Below are 23,052 nucleotides of genomic sequence, written 5' to 3' on the forward strand. Positions count from 1 at the left end.
AGCACACAACAATTCTCAAGCGTTAACCCTCATCCCCCTCATCATCATCCCCGCCATCGACCTTCATCCCCAATTCCTTGATCTTGCGCGTCAGGGTATTGCGCCCCCAACCCAGCAAAACGGCGGCATCGCGACGACGCCCGGCGGTGTGCTTCAAAGCCGTCTCGATCATGATCCGCTCGAACGCCGGTACCGCGCTGTCGAGCAGGCTCGACTGGCCACGCGCCAACGCCTGATCGGCCCACTGACGCAGTGCTTGCTCCCAATTGGTCACTGGCGCCGAGTCCTGCGGCAGGTTCAGCAGTTCTGGCGGCAGGTCGCTGATGTGCACTTCGCGCCCGGACGCCATTACCGTGATCCAGCGGCACGTATTCTCCAGCTGACGTACGTTGCCGCCCCACGGCAGGTTCTTCAGGTATTCCTCGGTCTCGCTCTTCAGCAGCTTCGGTTCCACCGCCAGCTCTTGCGCCGCGCGGCTGAGGAAGTGCTTGGCCAGGGTCGGGATGTCCTCACGACGATCGGAGAGGCGCGGGATGTGGATACGGATTACGTTGAGGCGGTGGAACAAGTCCTCGCGGAACTTGCCGGCGTGCACCAGGGTTTCCAGATTCTGGTGCGTCGCGGCGATGATGCGCACATCGACTTTGACCGGCACGTGGCCGCCCACACGATAGAACTCGCCATCGGCCAGAACCCGTAGCAAACGGGTTTGGGTGTCGGCCGGCATATCACCGATTTCATCGAGGAACAGCGTGCCGCCGTCAGCCTGTTCAAAGCGGCCGCGACGCAGGTTTGCCGCGCCGGTGAACGCACCTTTCTCATGGCCGAACAGCTCGGATTCCATCAGATCCTTGGGGATCGCCGCCATGTTCAGCGCAATGAATGGCGAGGCCGCGCGCGGACTGTGGCGGTGCAGGGCGTGGGCCACCAGTTCTTTACCGGTACCGGATTCGCCGTTGATCAACACGGTGATGTTGGAGTGGCTCAAGCGGCCGATGGCGCGAAACACTTCCTGCATCGCCGGCGCTTCGCCGATGATTTCCGGGGTGCGCGTCAGTGCCGGCACCACTTCCAGGCCTTGCTGTTCTTGTGCGTGCTGGTTTGCACGTTTGACCAGCGAGACCGCCTCATCGACGTCGAACGGCTTCGGCAGGTACTCGAACGCGCCGCCCTGATACGAGGCGACAGCGCTGTCCAGATCGGAGTGAGCGGTCATGATGATGACCGGCAACCGTGGGTGCTGCTCGCGAATCCGCGCCAACAAATCCAGACCGCTGGCACCGGGCATGCGGATGTCGGAAATGATCACGTCTGGCTGCTGACGGGCCAGGCGACTCATCACGCCATCGGCGCTGTCGAAACTCTGGGTGGTCATGCCTTCCTGCTGCAAGGCCTTTTCCAGAACCCAACGGATAGAACGGTCGTCATCGACGATCCACACGGTTTCACTACGGCTCATGTCGATGTGGCTCCTTGTTCCAGTGGCAAAAAGATCGAGAAGGTGGTGTGGCCTGGATGGCTGTCACACTCGATCAGGCCCTGGTGCTGGCTGATGATGTTCTGGGTAATGGCCAGGCCGAGTCCGGTACCGTCCGGGCGTCCGCTGACCATGGGAAAGAAAATGGTTTCCTGAAGTTCCGCCGGGATCCCCGGGCCGTTGTCGATGATTTCGATCTTGGTCACTAGACGATGGCGGACGTGGCCGATGGTGAACTGGCGCATGGTCCGGGTACGCAGGCTTATGCGGCCAAGGCGCAATTCGTTCTGGCTGCTGATCGCTTGCATCGCGTTGCGTACGATGTTCAACACCGCCTGAATCATTTGTTCGCGGTCGATCAGCACGTCGGGGATGCTTGGGTCGTAATCACGCACCAAGGTGATGCAGCCCTGGCTTTCCGCTTCGACCAGTTGGCAGACGCGCTCCAGCACTTCATGAACGTTGCACATCGCCAGCGACGGCAGTTTGTTCGAGCCGAGCATGCGGTCGACCAGATTGCGCAAGCGGTCGGCTTCTTCAATGATCACGTTGGTGTAATCGCGCAGACTTTCTTCCGGCAGTTCGCGGGCCAGCAATTGCGCGGCGCCGCGGATGCCACCGAGCGGATTCTTGATCTCGTGAGCGAGGCCGCGTACCAACATCTTGCTGGTTTCCTGCTTGGACAGCTGCGCCTCCTCCTTGGTGATCCGCAGCAAGCGGTCACGCGGATGGACCTCCAGCAGGAGCATGGTCGCGCCATTGCTGAGGATTGGCGTCACCGCGTAATCCACGGTCAACGTCTGGCCAGTGAGGGCGGTAAGCATCGCCTCGCGCTTGGTGAACGGATGCGCCTGCTCCACTGCCTGGCGCAGGGAATTGAGCGCCTCGGTGGATTCGGTGAACAGCTCGCTGATGAACTGTCCATGGCTGCGCTGCCCGCTGATGGCGAGGAGCATCTCCGCCGCCGGGTTCATGTACTCAAGGCGCAATTCGGCGTCGAGCAGGATGGTGGCGGTGGTCAGGTTGTCGAGCAGCAAACGGTGGATTGCGTCGCTAATAGTCATCAGAGCCTCTTTTGGGGGCGGAGCGTGCGCAAGTAACAAGCGTCGGTATCGGGAAAATGCAAAAACCAAACCAAGGCTCCGAAAAGAAGCGTTCAACCAATGAAACAGGCGTTTGACGCTCTTTTGCGTGGCAGTCGGCCAGCGCTCGCGGGTACTTTCGAACCAAAATGGGTTGAGATATGGGTACGGTGCAGTCTTGTGCACCAATATAGTGCGCAAAGCTGAATGGCGTTAGAAGAAACGCAGAAAGGGGTTTTTCGGCTCGGGCGGTTTGTCTTTCAAGGGGCATTCCGGACGGATGCCGTAATCGTCGGTGGTGCACGGCTTGACCTGGCGTTTCTGTGCGAGGGAGATGCGTAGCATGTGGAAGGGCTGGTTGGCAGTGCGTTCCACCGTGCGCCCTTCGGCATCGAGGATTTCCACCGAAAGATTGTGGCTGCCACGATCGATGTTGTTTAGCGGGAAGACCGGGCTCAGCCCCGGTTCGCCGGTGGCTTGGCCATCCAGCAGCAGTCGATAACGATGACCTTTTTGCAGGCCCGGTTCGCTGGTGACGCTGACGATGATTTCGCCGGCGCTGCTGCGAATCGTTGCATCGGGTTCAGGTACCAGAATGCGCAGCATGTCGTAGTGGAAGGGCGGTTGCTCTGGGGTTTTTTTTGCAGTCGTGATCGGCACGGCGACGGTGGGGTTTGCGGACATGCGATTGCTGGTCGCGATCGGTACGCGCTTGGCATTGCCACGCGGCTGGTCGGTGTAGATGCGATTACCTTGGGCATCGATATAAGTGAACACCTCAGCCGATGCTTGTAGCGTGAGCAGCGCCAGCACCGCGATCAGCCACGCACGAATCATGGCTTGTGCACCCGCTGTACGCTGAGAGGGACTGGCGCGCTCTGCTGGATGACCGTCTGCCCGTCAATCACCTGCACCGCTAGACGATGTTCGCCGCGATCAATGTTCACCAATTGTAGGATCGGCACGTTGCTCGGCTGGCCGTAAGGCTCATCGTCCAATACCAGCCTTAACTGATGCGGCGGTTGCAGACGCGGCTTGATCAGCACTTGGACGGTGAACGTGCCGTTATTGGCGCGCAGGGCCTCTTCGGTGGGTAGACCAGCGAGTTCAAGAATGTCGTAGGCCTTGCGCGCAGGCTCACGGGTTTCGGTGCTGGATGCAGGCGGTGTACTCGGTGTTTGCGGCTCGACCCTGTTAAGCGGCGGCAACTCCACCGGCTGCGCCCGCACACCATCGGGCGAGTGATCGCTGTAGACCGTGTTGCCGTTGGCGTCGGTGTACTTGTAGATCTGCGCGGCGGCGGGCAGGGCGATCAGCAGCAGAATGTAGAGACAGGTGCGACCCATGAAATCGACCGGGATTGAAAGCGATGGGGTGCAGCATAGGCCAGACGCGGCGGTTGGCCCAACCCGGCAAACATCCAGAGATCATTCAGACACCACAAATCCCTTGTGGGAGCGAGCCTGCTCGCGAATGCGGTGCGTCATTGACAGTGATGGTGACGGATACGACGCTTTCGCGAGCAGGCTCGCTCCCAGGGATCTGCGTGACGCCATAAATCGCGGGCAATAAAAAAGGCCTCCCGAAGGAGGCCTCTTTCACTCACGCCACGTAACGCAGCGCTACCGGATCAGCAGCTGTAGTACAGCTCATATTCCAGTGGGTGTACGAAGGTGCGAACCTTGATTTCTTCTTCCGATTTCAGCGCGATGTAAGCGTCGATGAAGTCGTCGGAGAACACGCCGCCCTTGGTCAGGAACGCGCGGCCCTTGTCCAGCTCTTCCAGGGCTTCTTTCAGGCTGCCGCAAACTTGTGGAATCTCTTTCGCCTCTTCAGGCGGCAGGTCGTACAGGTTTTTGTCAGCTGCGTCGCCTGGGTGGATCTTGTTCTGGATACCGTCCAGACCGGCCATCAGCAGAGCTGCGAAGGCCAGGTACGGGTTGGCAGCCGGATCCGGGAAGCGTGCTTCGATACGGCGGGCTTTCGGGCTCGACACGTAAGGAATACGGATCGAAGCGGAACGGTTGCGAGCCGAGTAGGCCAGCATTACCGGAGCTTCGAAGCCTGGTACCAGACGCTTGTAGGAGTTGGTCGCCGGGTTGGTGAAGCCGTTCAGGGCCTTACCGTGTTTGATAATGCCGCCGATGAAGTACAGAGCGGTATCGGACAGGCCGGCATAGCCTTCACCTGCGAAGGTGTTCTTGCCGTCTTTCCAGATCGACATGTGTACGTGCATGCCCGAACCGTTGTCGCCGTACAGTGGCTTCGGCATGAAGGTCGCGGTGCGGCCGTATGCGTCAGCAACGTTGTGGACAACGTACTTCAGGGTTTGGGTTTCGTCGGCTTTCTTCACCAGGGTGTTGAACTTGACGCCGATTTCGTTCTGGCCGGCAGTTGCCACTTCGTGGTGGTGAACTTCGACGGTCAGGCCCATTTCTTCCAGTGCGTTGCACATGGAGGTACGGATTTCGTGGTCGTGGTCGAACGGCGGAACCGGGAAGTAGCCGCCTTTGACGCCTGGACGGTGACCTTTGTTGCCACCTTCGATGTCCTGGTCGGACATCCACGAACCTTGCTCGGAGTAGATCTTGAACATCGAGCCGGAGATGTCCGACTTGAATTTCACCGAGTCAAAGATGAAGAATTCTGGCTCTGGACCAGCGAACACGGTGTCACCGATACCGGTGGCTTTCAGGTGTTCTTCGGCACGCTTGGCGATCGCACGTGGGTCGCGGTCGTAGCCTTGCATGCTCGAAGGTTCGATGATGTCGCACACCAGGATCAGGGTGGCGTCTTCGGTGAACGGGTCGAGAACGGCAGTTTCGTCAACCGGCATCAGGATCATGTCGGAGGCTTCGATGCCTTTCCAGCCAGCAATGGAGGAACCGTCGAACATCTTGCCGACTTCGAAGAAGTCTTCATCCAGCGCATCGCGAGCCGGCATGGTCACGTGGTGCTGAGTGCCTTTGGTGTCCGTGAAGCGCAGATCAATCCACTTGACGTCATGATCTTTGATGAGTTGAACCGTCTTCGACATATGTCCTCCGGGTGGCTTCGGGCTTGGTAGTGGATGCCCTTGAATTTGGGTGATGCCGGCGCGAATACTCTGCCAAGGCAACCTGCCTCACAAGGGAGCAAATTGCATGCCAGTGCCCCAGCATGGGTTTTTTGCCCCAAATTCACGCTTATAAAGGTGCAAAGCACCTGATTGCGGAAAATCTCGCCCTCTAATGTAGCGTCTTAAGTCAGAAATGACCTGTTTTGGTGCGTGCAAAACCTTCTGCACATTAACTGGTTAAACCTTGAGCAATTTCCGCTATAATCCGCGCCCCCCTTTTTCGGCTGGCCGTTCGCGCGCTGTTTTCATGAAACTAATCGTAAAAGTCTTCCCCGAGATCACCATCAAAAGCCGACCTGTCCGGACGAAGTTCATCCGCCAGTTGGCCAAGAACATCCGCACCGTGCTCCGTGACCTGGACCCGGCCGTGGTGGTGAACGGTGTGTGGGACAATCTCGAGTTGGAAACCCGCGTTACCGACCCCAAAGCCTTGAAAGAGATGGGTGAGCGCCTGACCTGCATGCCGGGCATCGCGCACTTTCTGCAGATCGACGAGTACCCGCTGGGCGACTTCGACGACATCACCGAGAAGTGCAAACAGCACTATGGCGATGCACTGGCCGGGAAGATTTTTTCGGTGCGCTGCAAGCGCGCGGGCAAGCACACCTTCAGCTCGATGGACGTCGAAAAATACGTCGGCAGCAAGCTGCGCCGTGAGTGTGGTGCTGCCGGTATTGACCTGAAAGCGCCGGAAATCGAAGTCCGCATCGAAGTTCGCGACAAACGGTTATTTGTTATCCACAGCCAGCACAACGGCATCGGCGGTTACCCGCTCGGTGCGTTGGAGCAGACGCTGGTATTGATGTCCGGCGGCTTTGACTCAACCGTTGCGGCGTACCAGATCATTCGTCGCGGCCTGATGACGCACTTCTGCTTCTTCAATCTGGGCGGTCGTGCCCATGAATTGGGCGTGATGGAAGTCGCGCATTTCATCTGGAAGAAGTACGGCAGCTCGCAACGCGTGCTATTTGTCAGTGTTCCGTTCGAAGAAGTGTTGGGCGAAATTCTCGGCAAAGTCGATAACAGTCATATGGGCGTCGTATTGAAGCGTATGATGTTGCGCGCGGCTTCCAACATCGCCGATCGCCTGCACATCGAAGCGCTGGTTACCGGCGAGGCGATCTCCCAGGTGTCGAGCCAGACCCTGCCGAATCTGTCGGTGATCGACTGCGTGACCGACAAACTGGTCCTGCGTCCGCTGATCGTGGCGCACAAACAGGACATCATCGACACGGCCAACGAGATTGGCACCGCCGATTTCGCCCGGCACATGCCGGAGTACTGTGGGGTCATTTCGGTCAATCCGAAGACGGCCGCCAAACGCGGTCGCGTTGAGCACGAAGAGAAAGAATTCGACATGGCGGTGCTCGAGCGTGCGCTCGAAAACGCCAAACTGGTGCCGATCGATCGGGTGATCGACGAATTGGGCCAGGACGTACAGATTGAAGAAGTCAGCGAAGCACTGGCCGGTCAGATCGTGATCGACATCCGTCACCCGGATGCCGCCGAGGATGAGCCGCTGGAACTCGCTGGCGTAGAAGTACAGACGATGCCGTTCTACGCAGTGAACGCTCGTTTCAAGGAGCTGGATCCGACTCGCCAGTACCTGCTGTATTGCGACAAAGGCGTGATGAGTCGCCTGCATGCTCACCATTTGCTCAGTGAGGGGCATGCCAATGTGCGCGTTTATCGACCGAGCTAAGTGCCCGGGGCTGTTTGCCTGTGGCCTGCGTCACCGGCCCCCCGACACCGCCGTCAAGCTGTAACGGCCATGCCGGACACTACTGCTAATCGCTGCCAAGACTTGTCAGCAAACCGAATCCTCTGATCGAGATACACAAGTGATCGAAAATCTACGCAACATCGCCATCATTGCCCACGTTGACCATGGTAAAACCACCCTGGTAGACAAACTCCTGCGTCAATCCGGCACCCTGGAGCGCAACGAGCTCAACGACGAGCGCGTGATGGACTCCAACGACCAGGAAAAAGAGCGCGGTATTACCATTCTGGCGAAAAACACCGCCATCAACTGGAACGGCTACCACATCAACATCGTGGACACCCCGGGCCACGCCGACTTCGGCGGCGAAGTTGAACGCGTAATGTCGATGGTTGACTCCGTTCTGCTGCTGGTTGACGCTCAAGACGGCCCTATGCCGCAAACCCGTTTCGTGACCAAGAAGGCTTTCGAAGCCGGCCTGCGTCCAATCGTGGTGATCAACAAGGTTGACCGTCCAGGCGCGCGTCCGGACTGGGTTCTGGACCAGATCTTCGACCTGTTCGACAACCTCGGTGCTACCGAAGAACAACTGGACTTCCAGGTTGTTTACGCCTCGGCCCTGAACGGCATTGCCGGTCTGGATCACACCGCCATGGCGGAAGACATGACCCCGCTGTACCAAGCGGTAGTCGACCACGTTCCGCCTCCGGCTGTTGACCGTGACGGCGCGTTCCAGATGCAGATCTCCGCTCTGGACTACAACAGCTTCCTGGGTGTTATCGGCGTTGGCCGTATCGCTCGTGGCCGCGTCAAGCCGAACACCCCGGTTGTGGCGATCGGTGCCGACGGCAAGCGCCGTAACGGCCGTATCCTGAAACTGATGGGTCACCACGGTCTGCACCGCGTTGACGTTGAAGAAGCTGCAGCAGGCGATATCGTTTGCATCAGCGGCATGGACTCGCTGTTCATCTCCGACACCCTGTGCCACCCGGACACTGTCGAGGCGATGAAGCCTCTGACCGTTGACGAGCCAACCGTTTCGATGACCTTCCAGGTAAACGACTCGCCATTCTGCGGTAAAGAAGGCAAGTTCGTGACGTCCCGCAACATCAAGGACCGTCTGGACAAAGAGCTGCTGTACAACGTTGCACTGCGCGTTGAAGAAGGCGATACCGCTGACAAGTTCAAGGTTTCCGGCCGTGGTGAGCTGCACCTCTCGGTACTGATCGAAACCATGCGTCGCGAAGGCTTCGAACTGGCCCTGGGCCGTCCTGAAGTAATCATTCGTGAAGTGAACGGCGTTAAACAAGAACCGTTCGAAAACGTGACCATCGACATCCCTGAAGAAGCTCAGGGCAAGGTCATGGAAGAGATGGGTCTGCGTAAAGGCGACCTGAGCAACATGGTTCCTGATGGCAAGGGCCGTGTTCGTCTGGAATACAACATCCCTGCTCGCGGTCTGATCGGTTTCCGTAACCAGTTCCTGACCCTGACCAACGGTGCTGGCATCCTGACCTCGATCTTCGATCGCTACGACACCGTCAAGTCGGGCCACATGTCCGGCCGTCAGAACGGCGTTCTGGTTTCGGTTGAAACCGGCAAGGCACTGACCTACTCGCTGGAAACCCTGCAGGCTCGTGGCAAGCTGTTCGTAGAACACGGCCAGGAGATCTACAACGGTCAAATCGTTGGTCAGAACAGCCGCGACAACGACCTGGGTGTAAACCCGACCAAAGGCAAGAAGCTCGACAACATGCGTGCTTCGGGTAAAGACGAAACCATCGCTCTGGTACCACCTGTTCGCTTCACTCTGGAACAGGCTCTGGAATACATCCAGGAAGACGAGCTGTGCGAAGTTACTCCTAAGTCCATCCGTCTTCGCAAGAAGATCCTGGACGAAAGCGAGCGTACCCGCGCTGCCAAGAAAGCCAAGGCGTAATTTAGCCCGAGCTTAAAAAAACGCCCCCGGTCGCGAGACCGGGGGCGTTTTTGTTTGTCTGGGGGAAACGCAGGTTGGGTCTTGAAGATCAAGAGCCCCTCACCCTAACCCTCCCGAAACGTCGGACCGCCCGTAGGGAGAGGGCACTGATTGGGGGATGTTTTAGAAGTGCGTCGACCTGGTAGGGCTCCACCGAATCCATAATCGACGGGGTGTTTCAGGTCGATGTATGGCGCCAGACACCTCGGTCGGCTCCCTCTCCCTCTGGGAGAGGGCTGGGGGTGAGGGTTGGCTTTTAGAACTTCTCGATCGCGCGGAAATTCTGCACGCGCTCAACTTCCTTCGGCTTATAAGCGCAATACCCAGGACGCGGTCCGATCTTCGGGTGATTGCGGCACGTGTCCGGGCGCTTGTCATAAATGGTGCACAAGCGGCTCTTACGATCCAGGTAGTAGCAATCGTTGTTGCTCATGCGCTGCAGGGTGAAGATCCCCGACTTCTGATTGAAGCGCTCGACCAGGCCTTCCTTTTGTAAACGCTTGGCGATGTTCTTCGGCGGGTCGCCCAGTTCGAATTCGTCGACCACGCCAATGCGCACCAGATCCTTGATCTTTACTTCGACCGGCAGCGTGCAGCAGCTGGACATGCAGGAGCCGCACATCGGGGCCGAATATTTCGCCCACGTATCGAGACGATCGATCTCGGCGGCGGCAATCAGGTTGGGCTTCATCATCGGGAGTTACCAGGCGTGTGTGCATCAGGGCGCGCGATCATACCGGGACTGGTGGATTTTTGAACAACCTTTCGCCAGATTTTTTCTCCATGCAGGCACTTTGCCGGAAAATTCGGCACGGCCCCTGCATTCATTAGCCCATCCGCCAGGGTAATGCCGGGCCATCGCACCGTCTCAGGAAAAACTGCCGAACCAGCGCCGCGACCGTCGGTCAGACCGTCTAGGCTCAGACAATTCCCGCTCGCTCGAGGTCCTATTGATGACTCAAGAACCACTAGTTCGCGAAGCAGAGGTGGCCGCATTCCGCGACGCCGTCCTGACCAAGCTCACCTACGCGGTGGGCAAAGACCCCGACCACGCCTTCGACCATGACTGGTTCGAAGCCATCGCTTTGGCTGCGCGTGATCATATGGTCGAGCACTGGATGGACCACACCCGGCAGATCTACCGCAAAGGTCAGAAACGGGTGTATTACCTCTCGCTGGAATTCCTCATCGGCCGCTTGCTCTACGACAGCCTGAGCAATCTCGGCTTGCTCGACGTCGCCCGTGAAGCGCTGACTGAACTCGGTGTCGACCTGGAGCGTATCCGTTTGCTGGAACCTGATGCAGCGCTCGGTAACGGCGGCCTCGGTCGTCTGGCCGCGTGCTTCATGGAAAGCATGTCGACCCTCGGCATCGCCGGCCACGGTTATGGCATTCGATATGAACACGGCTTGTTCCGCCAGGCCATCGTCGACGGCTGGCAGCAGGAACAGACCGAGCACTGGCTGGATTTCGGCAACCCGTGGGAGTTCGAGCGGCCAGAGGTCGTCTACTCCATCGGCTTCGGCGGCAGCGTCGAAACCGTCACCGACATCTCCGGCAAGTCCAAACAAGTCTGGTCGCCGGCAGAAACTGTCCGCGCGATCGCTTATGACACGCCGGTCGTTGGCTGGCGCGGGGCGAGCGTCAATACACTGCGCCTGTGGCGTGCGCGCGCCATGGAAGATTTGCACCTGGAGCGCTTCAACGCCGGTGACCACTTGGGCGCCGTCGCCGAAGTGGCCCGGGCCGAAAGTATCTCCCGCGTGCTCTACCCGGCGGACAGCACCGAAGCGGGGCAGGAGCTGCGCTTGCGTCAGGAATACTTCTTCGTCGCTGCTTCCTTGCAGGACCTGCTGCGCCGCCATCGCAACATGCACACCTCGGTGCTGACCCTTGGCGATCACGCGGCGATCCAGCTCAACGATACACACCCTTCGATTGCCGTCGCCGAACTGATGCGCCAACTGGTCGACGTCTACGACGTGGCTTGGGATGCGGCGTGGCAAGTCACCGTCGACACGCTGTCGTATACCAACCACACGTTGCTGCCGGAAGCGCTGGAAACCTGGCCGGTGGGCTTGATGGAACGCATGCTGCCGCGACATATGCAGATCATTTATCTGATCAATGCTCAGCACATCGACTCGCTGCGCGCCAAAGGCATTCACGATTTCGACGTGCTGCGCGCGGTGTCGCTGATCGAAGAAGACAACGGTCGCCGTGTGCGCATGGGTAACCTCGCGTTCCTCGGTTCGCACAGCGTCAACGGCGTGTCCGGACTGCATACGCAACTGATGCGCAAAACCGTGTTTGCCGAACTGCACAAGCTCTATCCGGAGCGGATCAACAACAAAACCAACGGCATTACCTTCCGCCGTTGGCTGTTCCAGGCCAACGCTGAACTGACCTCGATGCTGGTCGACTCGCTGGGTCCCGAGGTGCTGGATAACCCCGAAGAGCGTCTGCTCGATCTCGAGCCGTTCGCCGAAAAAACCGCGTTCCGCAAAGCTTTTGCCGAACAACGGCTGCACAGCAAAAAAGCGCTGGCCTATCTGATTCACGAACGGCTGGGCATCGCGGTCAATCCGGCGGCGATGTTCGATGTGCAGGTCAAACGGATCCACGAATACAAACGCCAGTTGCTCAACCTGATGCACACCGTGGCGCTGTATCAGGCGATTCGCGCCGAGCCGGAAGTCGACTGGGTGCCACGAGTGAAGATCTTCGCCGGTAAAGCGGCGGCGAGTTACCACCAGGCCAAGCTGATCATCAAGCTGACCAACGACATCGCGCGGGTGGTGAATAACGACCCGACCGTGCGTGGCCTGTTGAAAGTGGTGTTCCTGCCTAACTACAACGTCAGCCTGGCGGAAAGCATCATTCCGGCGGCGGACTTGTCCGAGCAGATTTCCACCGCCGGTTTCGAGGCGTCGGGCACCAGTAACATGAAGTTCGGCCTCAACGGCGCGCTGACCATTGGCACACTGGACGGCGCCAACGTGGAAATGTGCGAACGCATCGGGGCCGAGCACATGTTTATCTTCGGTCTCAGCGCGCAGCAGGTGGAAGCGCGTAAACAGAATCATGAGTTCAGCGCAGTGCCAGACATCGCTGCATCCCATCGTTTGAACGATGTGCTGCAAGCGATTCGCAGCGGGGTGTTCTCGCCGGACGACACCTCGCGCTATACCGGGCTGATCGATTCGCTGGTGGATTACGACCGCTTCCTGGTCTGCGCCGACTTCGACTCCTACTGGGAAGCGCAGAAACGCGTTGAGGCGCACTGGCACGACTCCAACAACTGGTGGCGCTCAGCAGTGCTCAACACGGCGCGGATGGGCTGGTTCTCGTCTGACCGGACGATTCGCGAGTACGCCACGGATATCTGGAAAGCGTTGGAGTAACTTTCCACTCGGCTCGATATAATCGCGCGTCGGAAAAGATCGCAGCCTGCGGCAGCTCCTACAGAGGTGTTCACATAACCCTGTAGGAGCTTCCGCAGGCTGCGATCTTTTTGGGTCAGGCTGCGCTAATCTTCCCGGATTAGCCTTCGCGCTTAGGGATATCGACCATGCAATGGATGTTCATGTTGATCGGGCTGGTGCTCGGCTGGCTGCTCGACGAGTCGTTCAGTGATGCGCTATTGGGCGCGTTGCTGGGGCTGGTGATCGGGCAGACGATCCGCATCGCGCGGCTAGGCTCGCAGGCGATGGAGCAGCAGCGTCAACTTGAGCTGGCGAAGATCGCTTTGCAGGGCGTCGAACAGCGCCTGTTTCTGCTCGAAGGTGCCCCGGTTCGTGCCGCGCCGTCACCGGGTCCCGAACCTGTTGCTGAACCAGTCACAGTCGTAGAAGCAGCTCCAGCACCTGAACTGGTCTGGGAACTGCCGCCCGAACTGGAACCGCTGTCCGCCGTCGCCAGCGAAATCAGTCAACCGCTGCCCGCTGATGTCTGGCGCCTCGACGCCGTTACGTCCGAACCGCAAGAGCCTGCCGAACCCCGTGGCCCGAACCTTGTCGAGCGCGGTATCAGCGCCGCGCGCAATTGGTTGTTTGGCGGCAACACCGTGCTGCGGGTCGGTGTGGTGTTGCTGTTCTTCGGTCTCGCATTCCTGCTGCGCTACGCCACCGAAGGCATGGTCGTGCCGATCGAGTTGCGTTACGCCGGTGTTGCGGCGGCCGCGTTGGGCCTGCTCGCGCTGGGCTGGTGGCTGCGGCGGCGCAACAGCAATTACGCGTTGATGCTGCAAGGCACCGGGATCGCGGTGCTGTATTTGACGGTGTTTGCGGCGATGCGTCTGCATCCGTTGCTTGATCCATCGGCCGCGCTCGGCCTGCTGGTGGCGGTCACCGTTTTCTCGGCGATTCTCGCCATCACTCAAGATGCTTTAGGGCTAGCCGCAGCGGCGGCATTGGGCGGTTTCGCGGCGCCGATCCTGACCTCGACCGGCGCCGGCAACCACGTCGCGCTGTTCAGCTATTTCGCACTACTCAACGCCGGCATTCTTGCCATCGCCTGGTTCAAAGCCTGGCGTCTGCTCAACCTGATTGGTTTCGTCGGCACCTTTGGCATCGGCTTCGCCTGGGGCCTTCGTTCGTATGCGCCGGAACTGTTGTGGAGCACCGAGCCGTTCCTGATCCTGTTCTTCCTGATGTACCTCGCCATCGGCCTGCTGTTCGCCCGCCGCAAATTGCTCGACATGCCCGATGCACCTACGGATGGCGATCGCGAAGCGTTGCTGCACTGGTCGGCGCGCAAGGGCGATTACGTCGACGGCACGATGCTGTTCGGACCGCCGATCATTGGCTTTGGTTTGCAGTTTGCGCTGGTGCAGCATCTGGAATTTGCAGCAGCATTCAGTGCACTGGCGCTGGGCATGATCTACATGACACTGGCCAAGGTGTTGCTGGGCGGGCGCGCGGTGCTGCTGGGTGAAACCTGTCTGGCGCTCGGGGTGATTTTCGCCAGTCTGGCCATTCCGCTGGGGCTGGATGCGCGCTGGACCTCGGCGGCATGGGCAGTGGAAGGCGCGGGGATTTTCTGGCTCGGTCTGCGTCAGCATCGACCGTTCGCTCGGGCGTTTGCCTTGCTGCTGCAACTGGGGTCGGCGTTGGCGTTTCTCAGTCAGTTGCGCGTCGGCGAGAGCAGTCTGCTTGACGGTGCTCCGCTGGGTGCGCTGATGCTCGGCATTGCGTTGCTGTTCAGTTTCTATCAATTGCGCAAGGCCTCGCCGGAACAGGCATCACCTTGGGAGCGTCAAGGCTTGCCGGTGTTGGCGTGTCTGGGCCTGACCTTCCTCTATCTGCTGGCGCCGCTGTTCTTCTTCGTTCAAGCCACGGCGATTAGTTGGGCGCTGGCCGGGTTGGCAACTCTGTTGGTCGGTCTGCGCATTCAATCGCGCACGTTCCTGTTCAGCGCGTTTGCCGTGCAGTTGCTTGGCGGTGCGTTGTTCCTGTTGCGTCTGCAAGGCGCGGGCGAGGATTCGGCGGCGGTGTTCAGCGCCGGCTGGAGCGGGTTGCTCAGCGCGTCGTTGATCGGGCTGGCGTTGATCGCCGGCATGCTGTTGGCGGCTCGCGATGAAATGGTGCGTGGCGATGTGCGTCTGTTGCGGGGGCTGTCGGTGGTGCTGCTGGCCGGTTTGGTGCTGATCAATCTGGCGGTGCTGTTCGTGCTGCCATGGCAAACGGCGAGTGCGGTGTGGGCCGCGAGTGGTTTGCTGATCATCTGGCTGAGCCTGTACCTCAAGCAGCGCGTAAGTTTTGTCTTTGGTCTGCTGTTGCAGTTGATTGGTGGCGCGGCGTTTTTGCTGGCCGGCCCCGAGTTGCTTGGGCCACTGTCCAGCGAAGGCCTGAAACCGTTGGCCCATGGCGGATTCTGGACACCGCTGGTACTGGGCTTGGCTGCGATGATCGGTGCCTGGCGCCTGCAACTGGGCAATCACGCTTCAGCATTCGATGCGCTGAGTCTGCAGCGTTTGTCCGAAGTGCTGCTGGTGTGGGGCGCTGGTTGGTGGACGCTGGCGTGGGTCAGTGAAGTACTGCGGTTTGCTCCGCCGAATCTGCAAGGCACGTTGTTGCTATTGGTCGTGGCGATCAGTGTCGCGCTGTGGGCGGTGCTGGCGCTGCGGTTGAAATGGCCGGCGCTGGGCTTGCTCTGCACCTTGCTGATTCCGGCGGCGGGTCTGGTGTTGCTCGCTGCCTGGCATTCGCGTTATCACCCGGCGGCCGATTTCGGTTGGCTGGCGTGGGCAGCAGTGTTCGCCGTGCATTTCTTCAGCTTGCGACGTTTGGCGCCGATGTTGCCGGCGCGCGCCTTGAGCACGGCGCATGTGCTCGGCTGCTGGCTGCTGATTGGTGTTCTGGCGCTGGAGTTGCGCTACGGTCTGCTGCTGTTGTCCGAGCAATACAACGCTTGGCGTTGGCTGGGCTGGGCGATTCTTCCGAGCCTGTATCTGCTGCTGGCGGCGGCACCGCGCAGTTGGCCGTGGCCCGTGGCGGCATTCCCTAGCGAATATCGCTTGTATGCCGCCGCGCCGTTGGCAGTGTTGATGCTGGCGTGGTTCTGGCTGGCGAATGGTGTCAGCGATGGCAACGCCGAGCCGCTGCCATACGTGCCGCTGCTCAATCCATTGGAGCTGGGTTTGTTGTTCGCATTGTTCGGTGTTTACGTCTGGTCGCGCAGCGCGGTTTCGCAGTTGTCGATTCGCCAGGACTACGCCGATTACGCGACGCAACTGGTCGCCGGGGTTTCGCTGTTCGCCTTCTGCACCGCGTTGGTCACCCGCGCGGCGCACCATTGGGCCGGCATCCCGTTCGAGCTGGATACGTTGCTCGCCTCAATGCTGGTGCAGGCCGGATTGTCCATCGTCTGGACGTTGATGGCGCTGGGCCTGATGATCGGCGGCCATCTGCGCCATCGTCGCGAAGTGTGGCTGATTGGCGCGGCGCTGATTGCGTTGGTGGTGGCCAAACTGATTTTTGTCGAATTGAGCAACCGTGGCGGTCTCGCCCGGATCGTCTCGTTTATCGGTGTCGGCGTGTTGCTGCTGGTGGTCGGCTATTTCGCGCCACTGCCGCCCAAGCGCGTCGACGCTGAACCGGCGGCGGACAAACCGGCCCCGGACACCGAAGGAGTTTCATCTTGAGTCGCATGCGAAATCTGGGTTGGTTGGCGTTGGGCGTGGTGATGGCGGCCGGCGCTCAGGAAAAACCGGCGGACTTCGCCACGCAGGTGCCGCTGGCGGTGAGCGGCAACGGCCCGTGGTATCGCCTCGAATTGCCGTTGAGCGTGCAATTGCAGGCGCGCCAGACTGATCTCAGTGACTTGCGGGTGTTCAACGCTGCCGGCGAAGCGCAGGCCTACGCCTTGGCGCGCGAATCAGCGCAGACCCGCGACGACGCCCGGTTGCATGAGGTGAAATGGTTCCCGCTGTACAACGCCGCCGACGCCAGCGAACGCGCGCCGAATGTGCGTGTGCAATCGACCACCAACGGCACGCTGGTCGAGGTGCAGCCGTCCAGTCAGTTGGAGGTGGGTGAAGAGGTGCTACGTGGCTGGCTGCTGGATGCCAGCGCGATCAAGGCGCCGTTGCAGCAGTTGATCCTCGACTGGACCAGCGAGCGCGACGGCTTCCAGCGCTTCAGCATTGAAGCCAGCGACGATCTGCAACACTGGCAAGCGTGGGGCGAGGGGCAGGTCGCGCGGCTGACCTTTTCCGATGAGCGCATCGAGCAGCATGAAGTGACGTTGCCGGGGCAATCGGCGCGCTATGTGCGGTTGCTGTGGGAGTCGCCGAATTCGGCGCCGATCCTGACGGCGGCACAATTGAAAAGCAGTGATCCGCGCAATGTGCCGCTGCCATTGGTCTGGTCGCCGGCATTGGCCGGCAGCAGCTCCAAGGCCGGGGAGTACGCCTGGCAGTTGCCGATGGGGTTGAACATTGAGCGCGTGCAGGTTGAATTGAAACAGCCGAACAGCCTGGCGCCGGTGACGCTGGCCGGCCGTCGTGAAAGCAGCTTGCCGTGGCAAACGCTGAGCAGTGGCTTGCTGTACCGCCTGACCCAGAATGGCCAGGATGTGGTGCAGAACGAATTGCCGCTCTACGGGCAGACCGTGCAGCAGTTGAAACTGAGCGTGGATGAGCGCGGCGGTGGTTTGGGCGAGCAGGCGCCGAGTCTGAAATATGCGGTGCGGGCGACGCAGGTGGTTTTCCTCGCGCGGGGCGAGGGGCCGTTTAGTTTGGCGGTGGGCAATGCGACGGTGAAGACGGCGAACTTGCCGCTGGCGACGCTGATTCCGGATTTCAAACCGGAAAAGTTGGCGGGGTTGGGTAAGGCTGTGGTTCAGGGTGAGGTGGTTGTGACGCAGACTTCAACGGCGACTACGGCGGCGGTGGCTGAGACCAATTGGAAGAAGATCGGCTTGTGGGCGGTGTTGTTGTTGAGTGTGGTGTTTTTGGGGGCAATGGCGTTTAGTTTATTGCGCAAGCCTCCTGCCAAATCCTGAAAAGGCGGGTGCTGCGCACCCGATCGCGAGCAGGCTCACTCCTACAGTTGATTGCATTTCTCCAGATGGAATGCGATCAACTGTAGGAGTGAGCCTGCTCGCGATAGCGGCCTACCAGCCAATAAAAATACTCAAACTGCCGCTCCACTTAGCCACCACCCGTCCCGAACCCGTCTACGCTAAACCCGCTACCTGAACTCTCCCCCGACAATCACGTCTCATACAGGCAAATACACCCCAACGCACGTTACCGGGCGTCTTCGCTCGCTACGTTTTCAGACTCCCTGTAAACTGCGCGGGTTTTTAGCCCCCCATTCCACCGGAGCCGTCCATGTCCCGCGTTACCCTGAGTCGCTATTTGATTGAGCAGACCCGCAGCAATAACACTCCTGCCGATCTGCGTTTCCTGATCGAAGTGGTCGCGCGTGCTTGCAAAGAAATCAGCCACGCCGTGTCCAAAGGCGCCCTGGGTGGTGTTCTGGGCAGCATGGGCACTGAAAACGTCCAAGGCGAAGTGCAGAAGAAACTCGATGTGATCTCCAACGAGATCCTGCTCGAAGCCAACGAATGGGGCGGTCACCTGGCCGGCATGGCGTCCGAAGAAATGGACAACGCCTACCAGATCCCGGGCAAATACCCGAAAGGCGCGTACCTGCTGGTATTCGACCCACTGGACGGCTCGTCGAACATCGACATCAACGCCCCGGTCGGCACCATCTTCTCGGTACTGCGTTGCCCGAACGAATACCTGAGCCAGAACGAGCCGCTGAACGAAAAAGCCTTCCTGCAGCCAGGCACCCAGCAGGTTGCCGCCGGTTACGCGATCTACGGCCCGCAAACCATGCTGGTACTGACCTTGGGCGACGGCGTCAAAGGTTTCACCCTCGACCGCGAAATGGGCAGCTTCGTGCTGACCCACGAAGACATCACCATTCCTGAGTCGACCCAGGAATTTGCGATCAACATGTCCAACCAGCGTCACTGGGAAGCCCCGGTACAACGTTACGTTGGCGAGTTGCTGGCCGGTGAAGAAGGTCCGCTGAAAAAGAACTACAACATGCGCTGGGTCGCGGCGATGGTTGCCGACGTACACCGCATCCTGACTCGTGGCGGTCTGTTCATGTACCCGCGCGACAGCCGCGAGCCATCCAAGCCAGGCAAACTGCGTCTGATGTACGAAGCCAACCCGATGTCGTTCCTGGTGGAACAAGCGGGCGGCGCGTCCACTGACGGTCACCAGCGCATCCTCGACATTCAGCCGGAAGGCCTGCACCAGCGCGTAGCGGTGTTCCTCGGTTCGAAAGAAGAAGTCGCCCGCGCTACGGCCTACCACAAGGAATAAACCATGACCGCGCCCTGGCAGCCGTTGCTCGATTGGTGGTTCGGACAAGCCGAATCCCCGGACGAGATTGCGGCTGACAAGGGCAAGTTGTGGTTCGGCAAGCGAGACAGCCAAGACCTCGAAGCGCGTGAGCGTTTCGGGGTCTTTGTCGATCAGGCCCTGGCTGGCGAATTGACCGAGTGGACGCAACGTCCCGAAGGTTGGCTGGCGGTGGTGTTACTGCTCGACCAACTGCCGCGAATGATCTTTCGCGACTCTCCCAAAGCTTTCTCCGGCGATCTGCGTGCGCAGAAGCTCGTTGCGCAAGGCATTGCTGCGGATTTCGATCGGCAGTTGAAACCGATTCAGCGCGTATTCATTTATCTGGTGTTTGAGCACTGCGAGAATCTTGCGGTGCAGAACGAAGCGGTTTCCAGATTTATTGAGTTGGTGGCTGAACAGCCGGAAGGGGAGCGGTCGGTGTTTGCCGACAATCTGGATTATGCCGAGCGGCATCAAAAGGTGATTGCACGGTTTGGCCGGTTTCCGCATCGCAATGCGGTGTTGGGGCGGGAGTCTACGGCTGAGGAGTTGGTGTTTCTTTCTGAGCCTGGCTCTAGATTTTAAGAGCTTTCCCTCACCCTAGCCCTCTCCCTGAGGGAGAGGGGACTGACCGAGGTGTCTGGGCTTGATACATCGACCTGAGATATCGAGTCGAACTCAAGTTTGAACAACATGAAGATTGGCTCCCTTTCCCCCTCGCCCCCTTGGGGGAGAGGGCTGGGGTGAGGGGGTAAAGCCCTTGATCTTCAGATCCTGAAACTACCCACCAATTGCTTCAACCGCGCCGCCTGCTGCTCAAGATCCGAGCACGCCCGCAACGTCGCCTGCAAGTTCTCCACACCTTCCTGATTCAGCGTGTTGATCTCGTTGATATCGACATTGATCGACTCAACCACCGCCGTCTGCTCTTCAGTCGCGGTAGCCACCGACTGGTTCATCCCGTCGATCTCTCCAATACGCTGAGTCACGCTACCCAATCGCTCACCGGCCTGGTTGGCGATGCCGACACTGCTTTCACTCTCACGCTGGCTCTCGGTCATGATGCTGACCGCCTGACGCGCGCCGACTTGCAGCTCTTCGATCATCTTTTGCACTTGCTGCGCCGAATCCTGGGTACGGTGCGCGAGGTTGCGCACTTCATCCGCCACCACGGCAAAACCACGACCCGCTTCACCGGCACGCGCCGCTTCAATCGCGGCGTTGAGCGCGAGCAGGTTGGTCTGCTGGGAAATGCTGGTGATCACTTCGAGAATCTGGCCGATGTTCACCGTGTTGCTGTTCAGGGTTTCGATGTTGCCGCACGAATCGCTGATCTTCGCCGACAACTGCTGCATGGCCTGGATGGTTTTATCCACAACCTGCTGACCGTCGACCGCGAGGCTGCGGGCATCGCTGGAGTGCTGCGAGGCGAGGGCGGCGTTCTGGGCGATTTCCTGCGCGGCGGCGCCGAGTTGGTTGATCGCGGCGGCGACACTGTTGGTACGGCTGGACTGCTGATCGGAGTTGTACATCGACGAGTTCGACGCCGCGACGACGCGCAGGGCGACTTCGTTGACCTGGCCGGTGGCCGAAGACACTTCACGGATCGAGGTGTGAATGCGCTCGACGAAACGGTTGAACGAGGTGCCTAGCGCGCCGAACTCGTCGTTGCCGTGGATTACCAGACGTTTAGTCAGGTCGCCTTCACCTTCGGCGATGTCGTGCATCGCGCGGCCCATGGTCAGCAACGGTTGCATCAGCACGCGAATGAGCATGCCGAGCAGGGCGATGATGATCACCACGGCAATGATCATGGCGATCAGCGCCGAGGTGCGGAATTCGCTGAGCATCGAGAACGCGGTGTCTTTATCGAGCACCAGCGCCACGTACCAATCGGCCGACGGCACGCCGTTGACGCGGGTGAAGGAGATCAGTTGGGTCTTGCCATCGAACTCGACTTCTTTCAGGCCCGGGCTGACTTTTGGCGCGCCATTCGGGTAGGCCTCGGCGAGGGTCTTGAGCACCAGTTTGCTGTCCGGGTGGATCAGGATCTTGCCGTCGGCACTGACGATGAATGCATGGCCGTGGCCACCGAAGTTCAGCGAGTTGATGATTGCGCTGACGCTGGTCAGATCGATGTCGGCACCGGCGACGCCGAGCATCTGGCCCTGGCGCTGCACCGGGGTGGCGACGGTGATCACCAGTTTGCCCGAGGACGCGGCGATGTACGGTTCGGTGACGATGGTCTGCTGCGCGCTGTTCGCTGCTTTGTACCAGCCGCGTGCACGTGGATCGTAGTCCGGCGCGCGGTTGCCGGCCGGTACCGAGAACATCACGCCGTCGGCTCCGCCGAAATAGCTGAGCTGGAAATTGCCGGTGTAGGCGGGCAGGTCGATGATGCGTTTCAGGCTGGCCGGGGCGTTGCCGTCGACGGCCACTTGCTGCGACAGCGATTGCAGCAACTGAATGCGGCTTTCCAGCCAGGTCTGGATATTGCTGGTGGTCAGGCTGCCCAGTTCCTGCATCGAGGCTTCGGTGCTGCTGTTCAAGGCTTCGCGCTGTCGATAGTCGTTGAAGAAAATGAAACAGGCGAACGCAATGGCCACCACGAGGGCGGCAGCCAACAAGATCTTGTGGCTGAATTTCATGTTTCTGGTCATCGAATGAACTACCGCGAAGGGACTGGTCAAGAAAGGGCGGCAATTTGCCACACTCGGGGGCTTTGCGCTGCTTTTATGTCGACCGCGGTGCGCCAAAGATTAGGCGTCTTTGGCGAAAGGCGACGAAATGCTCAATAGCGTTACAAAGTGGCTGATTTATCGGCAAATGCCAGACGGGCGGGCTAATAAATAGCCATTCCCCCACGGAACCAGATGAGGGTTTTCTCTTCTAAGCTTCTGGTTGGCACCATGCCATCCCCCCCTCGTTCCAGGAGTTACACCATGTCGCTGCGATCTATCGCCCTTCTGACGTTTTGCGTGCTGTTGGCCGCATGCAGCAAGGTCAATCAGGAAAACTATTCGAAGCTCTCGGCCGGTATGGCCAAGGCCGAAGTCGAGACTCTGCTCGGCAAGCCCACCGATTGCTCGGGCGCGCTCGGCATGTCCAGTTGCACTTGGGGCGACAAGAACAGCTTTATCAGCGTGCAGTACGCCGGTGACAAAGTGCTGATGTTTTCCGGCCAAGGCCTGAAGTAAACCGGGGCTTCGCGCCCACGGAGAAGAAAAATGAAGCGGTTATTGCTGATCCTTTTTGCCGGCCTGGTACTGGCCGGCTGCGCCACTTCCGGCGTCGACCCGTTGGCGCCGAAAACCGTCAACAGCGTCAATCTCAAGCGTTATCAGGGCACCTGGTATGAACTGGCGCGCTTGCCGATGTATTTCCAGCGCAATTGCGCGCAGTCCGAAGCCCATTACACCCTCAAGCCTGACGGCAATGTCGCGGTGCTCAATCGCTGCCTGACTCCGGACTGGCAGTGGGAAGAAGCCAAGGGCACGGCTTATCCACAGGTGCCGGGCAAGACCGACAAGCTCTGGGTCGAATTCGATACCTGGTTCTCACGTCTGATTCCGGGTGTGGCGAAAGGCGAATACTGGGTGCTGTACGTCAGCGATGACTACAAGACCGCCATCGTCGGTGACCCGAGTCGCAAGTACATGTGGTTGTTGTCGCGCACGCCGACCGTCAACGGTGTGGTGCGTGAAGAACTGCTGAGCAAGGCACGTCAGCAAGGCTATGACACCACGCGATTGATCTGGCGCGCGTCGGATCGGCAGATGGCCAAGACCTCGAACTGAAGAACACCA

General features: G+C 59.6%; 16 protein-coding genes and 1 pseudogene. 9 read left to right on the plus strand and 8 right to left on the minus strand.

The genetic code is table 11. The annotated features are described in order from the left end of the window. Window positions 1-22: 22 nt before the first annotated feature. The 5 genes from ntrC to glnA form a co-directional block, all read right to left on the minus strand. Window positions 23-1,459, minus strand: coding sequence for a nitrogen regulation protein NR(I) (gene ntrC / locus LOY43_RS01680; RefSeq protein WP_007909238.1), 1,437 nt, complete (start codon window positions 1,457-1,459; stop codon window positions 23-25). Next, on the minus strand, window positions 1,456-2,541 hold the full coding sequence (gene glnL / locus LOY43_RS01685; protein WP_095047169.1) for a nitrogen regulation protein NR(II): 1,086 nt from the start codon (window positions 2,539-2,541) through the stop codon (window positions 1,456-1,458). Before glnL ends, ntrC begins: the two co-directional genes overlap by 4 nt. Before the next feature lie 231 nt (window positions 2,542-2,772). Continuing rightward, window positions 2,773-3,396, minus strand: coding sequence for a DUF4124 domain-containing protein (locus LOY43_RS01690; protein ID WP_095125303.1), 624 nt, complete (start codon window positions 3,394-3,396; stop codon window positions 2,773-2,775). After that, window positions 3,393-3,905: a DUF4124 domain-containing protein gene (locus tag LOY43_RS01695; RefSeq protein ID WP_258709109.1), complete on the minus strand. Its 513-nt coding sequence runs from the start codon at window positions 3,903-3,905 to the stop codon at window positions 3,393-3,395. The genes LOY43_RS01690 and LOY43_RS01695 overlap by 4 nt, the downstream gene beginning before the upstream one ends. Window positions 3,906-4,189: 284 nt before the next feature. Continuing rightward, the gene (gene glnA, locus LOY43_RS01700) at window positions 4,190-5,596 is read right to left on the minus strand and encodes a type I glutamate--ammonia ligase (RefSeq protein ID WP_007909254.1); all 1,407 of its coding nucleotides are present in this window, start codon (window positions 5,594-5,596) and stop codon (window positions 4,190-4,192) included. Between the two features lie 328 nt (window positions 5,597-5,924). Here glnA and thiI point away from each other — a divergent pair, with 328 nt between their 5' ends. Then, window positions 5,925-7,379: a tRNA uracil 4-sulfurtransferase ThiI gene (thiI, locus tag LOY43_RS01705; RefSeq protein ID WP_095047172.1), complete on the plus strand. Its 1,455-nt coding sequence runs from the start codon at window positions 5,925-5,927 to the stop codon at window positions 7,377-7,379. 139 nt (window positions 7,380-7,518) lie between these two features. After that, entirely contained in the window at window positions 7,519-9,339 is a 1,821-nt protein-coding gene (gene typA, locus LOY43_RS01710) for a translational GTPase TypA (RefSeq protein WP_095047173.1), read from the plus strand. A gap of 295 nt (window positions 9,340-9,634) precedes the next feature. On the opposite strand, the gene LOY43_RS01715 is transcribed toward typA, so the two are convergent. Further along, window positions 9,635-10,072: a YkgJ family cysteine cluster protein gene (locus tag LOY43_RS01715; protein ID WP_025110918.1), complete on the minus strand. Its 438-nt coding sequence runs from the start codon at window positions 10,070-10,072 to the stop codon at window positions 9,635-9,637. Window positions 10,073-10,331: 259 nt separating this feature from the next. Between LOY43_RS01715 and LOY43_RS01720 the strand changes: the two genes are divergently transcribed. From LOY43_RS01720 to LOY43_RS01740, 5 genes are all read left to right on the plus strand, one after another. Then, the gene (locus tag LOY43_RS01720) at window positions 10,332-12,782 is read left to right on the plus strand and encodes a glycogen/starch/alpha-glucan phosphorylase (RefSeq protein ID WP_220557362.1); all 2,451 of its coding nucleotides are present in this window, start codon (window positions 10,332-10,334) and stop codon (window positions 12,780-12,782) included. Window positions 12,783-12,949: 167 nt separating this feature from the next. Continuing rightward, window positions 12,950-16,522 carry a DUF2339 domain-containing protein gene (locus tag LOY43_RS01725; protein WP_258709110.1) on the plus strand — a complete coding sequence of 1,191 codons (3,573 nt, stop codon included), beginning with the start codon at window positions 12,950-12,952 and terminating at the stop codon, window positions 16,520-16,522. Next, window positions 16,519-17,883, plus strand: a complete 1,365-nt coding sequence (locus tag LOY43_RS01730; RefSeq protein ID WP_258709111.1) for a DUF3999 domain-containing protein — start codon at window positions 16,519-16,521, stop codon at window positions 17,881-17,883. The genes LOY43_RS01725 and LOY43_RS01730 overlap by 4 nt, the downstream gene beginning before the upstream one ends. A 331-nt stretch (window positions 17,884-18,214) precedes the next feature. After that, complete coding sequence (locus LOY43_RS01735; protein ID WP_007909265.1) at window positions 18,215-19,225, plus strand: class 1 fructose-bisphosphatase; 1,011 nt, start codon at window positions 18,215-18,217, stop codon at window positions 19,223-19,225. 3 nt (window positions 19,226-19,228) lie between these two features. After that, a complete protein-coding gene (locus LOY43_RS01740; RefSeq protein ID WP_258709112.1) occupies window positions 19,229-19,831 on the plus strand; it encodes a DUF924 family protein in 603 nt (200 codons plus the stop codon). 182 nt (window positions 19,832-20,013) lie between these two features. Here the strand turns inward: LOY43_RS01740 and LOY43_RS28755 are convergent, their stop codons facing one another. After that, a complete protein-coding gene (locus tag LOY43_RS28755; protein ID WP_371748298.1) occupies window positions 20,014-20,778 on the minus strand; it encodes a methyl-accepting chemotaxis protein in 765 nt (254 codons plus the stop codon). Between the two features lie 93 nt (window positions 20,779-20,871). Then, window positions 20,872-21,906, minus strand: a pseudogene (locus tag LOY43_RS28760) (cache domain-containing protein); the annotation flags it as partial. Window positions 21,907-22,188: 282 nt separating this feature from the next. Between LOY43_RS28760 and LOY43_RS01750 the strand changes: the two are divergent. Continuing rightward, window positions 22,189-22,443: a hypothetical protein gene (locus LOY43_RS01750; protein WP_003220802.1), complete on the plus strand. Its 255-nt coding sequence runs from the start codon at window positions 22,189-22,191 to the stop codon at window positions 22,441-22,443. A 30-nt stretch (window positions 22,444-22,473) separates the two neighbouring features. Beyond that, window positions 22,474-23,043 (plus strand): lipocalin family protein, encoded by a 570-nt coding sequence (locus LOY43_RS01755; protein ID WP_093430049.1) that lies wholly within the window; start codon window positions 22,474-22,476, stop codon window positions 23,041-23,043. The last annotated feature ends 9 nt before the right edge of the window (window positions 23,044-23,052 follow it).

Source organism: Pseudomonas sp. B21-041 (genome assembly GCF_024748675.1).
GTDB lineage: Bacteria > Pseudomonadota > Gammaproteobacteria > Pseudomonadales > Pseudomonadaceae > Aquipseudomonas > Aquipseudomonas neuropathica.

Bases quoted from the DNA above. Each gene is read 5' to 3' on its own strand.
- LOY43_RS28755 (WP_371748298.1), bottom strand. From the start codon at position 20,778: ATGTACAACTCCGATCAGCAGTCCAGCCGTACCAACAGTGTCGCCGCC.
- LOY43_RS01690 (WP_095125303.1), bottom strand. From the start codon at position 3,396: ATGATTCGTGCGTGGCTGATCGCGGTGCTGGCGCTGCTCACGCTACAA.
- LOY43_RS01725 (WP_258709110.1), top strand. From the start codon at position 12,950: ATGCAATGGATGTTCATGTTGATCGGGCTGGTGCTCGGCTGGCTGCTC.
- ntrC (WP_007909238.1), bottom strand. From the start codon at position 1,459: ATGAGCCGTAGTGAAACCGTGTGGATCGTCGATGACGACCGTTCTATC.
- LOY43_RS01755 (WP_093430049.1), top strand. From the start codon at position 22,474: ATGAAGCGGTTATTGCTGATCCTTTTTGCCGGCCTGGTACTGGCCGGC.
- LOY43_RS01735 (WP_007909265.1), top strand. From the start codon at position 18,215: ATGTCCCGCGTTACCCTGAGTCGCTATTTGATTGAGCAGACCCGCAGC.
- LOY43_RS01720 (WP_220557362.1), top strand. From the start codon at position 10,332: ATGACTCAAGAACCACTAGTTCGCGAAGCAGAGGTGGCCGCATTCCGC.
- glnL (WP_095047169.1), bottom strand. From the start codon at position 2,541: ATGACTATTAGCGACGCAATCCACCGTTTGCTGCTCGACAACCTGACC.
- LOY43_RS01715 (WP_025110918.1), bottom strand. From the start codon at position 10,072: ATGATGAAGCCCAACCTGATTGCCGCCGCCGAGATCGATCGTCTCGAT.
- LOY43_RS01740 (WP_258709112.1), top strand. From the start codon at position 19,229: ATGACCGCGCCCTGGCAGCCGTTGCTCGATTGGTGGTTCGGACAAGCC.
- glnA (WP_007909254.1), bottom strand. From the start codon at position 5,596: ATGTCGAAGACGGTTCAACTCATCAAAGATCATGACGTCAAGTGGATT.
- thiI (WP_095047172.1), top strand. From the start codon at position 5,925: ATGAAACTAATCGTAAAAGTCTTCCCCGAGATCACCATCAAAAGCCGA.
- LOY43_RS01695 (WP_258709109.1), bottom strand. From the start codon at position 3,905: ATGGGTCGCACCTGTCTCTACATTCTGCTGCTGATCGCCCTGCCCGCC.
- LOY43_RS01750 (WP_003220802.1), top strand. From the start codon at position 22,189: ATGTCGCTGCGATCTATCGCCCTTCTGACGTTTTGCGTGCTGTTGGCC.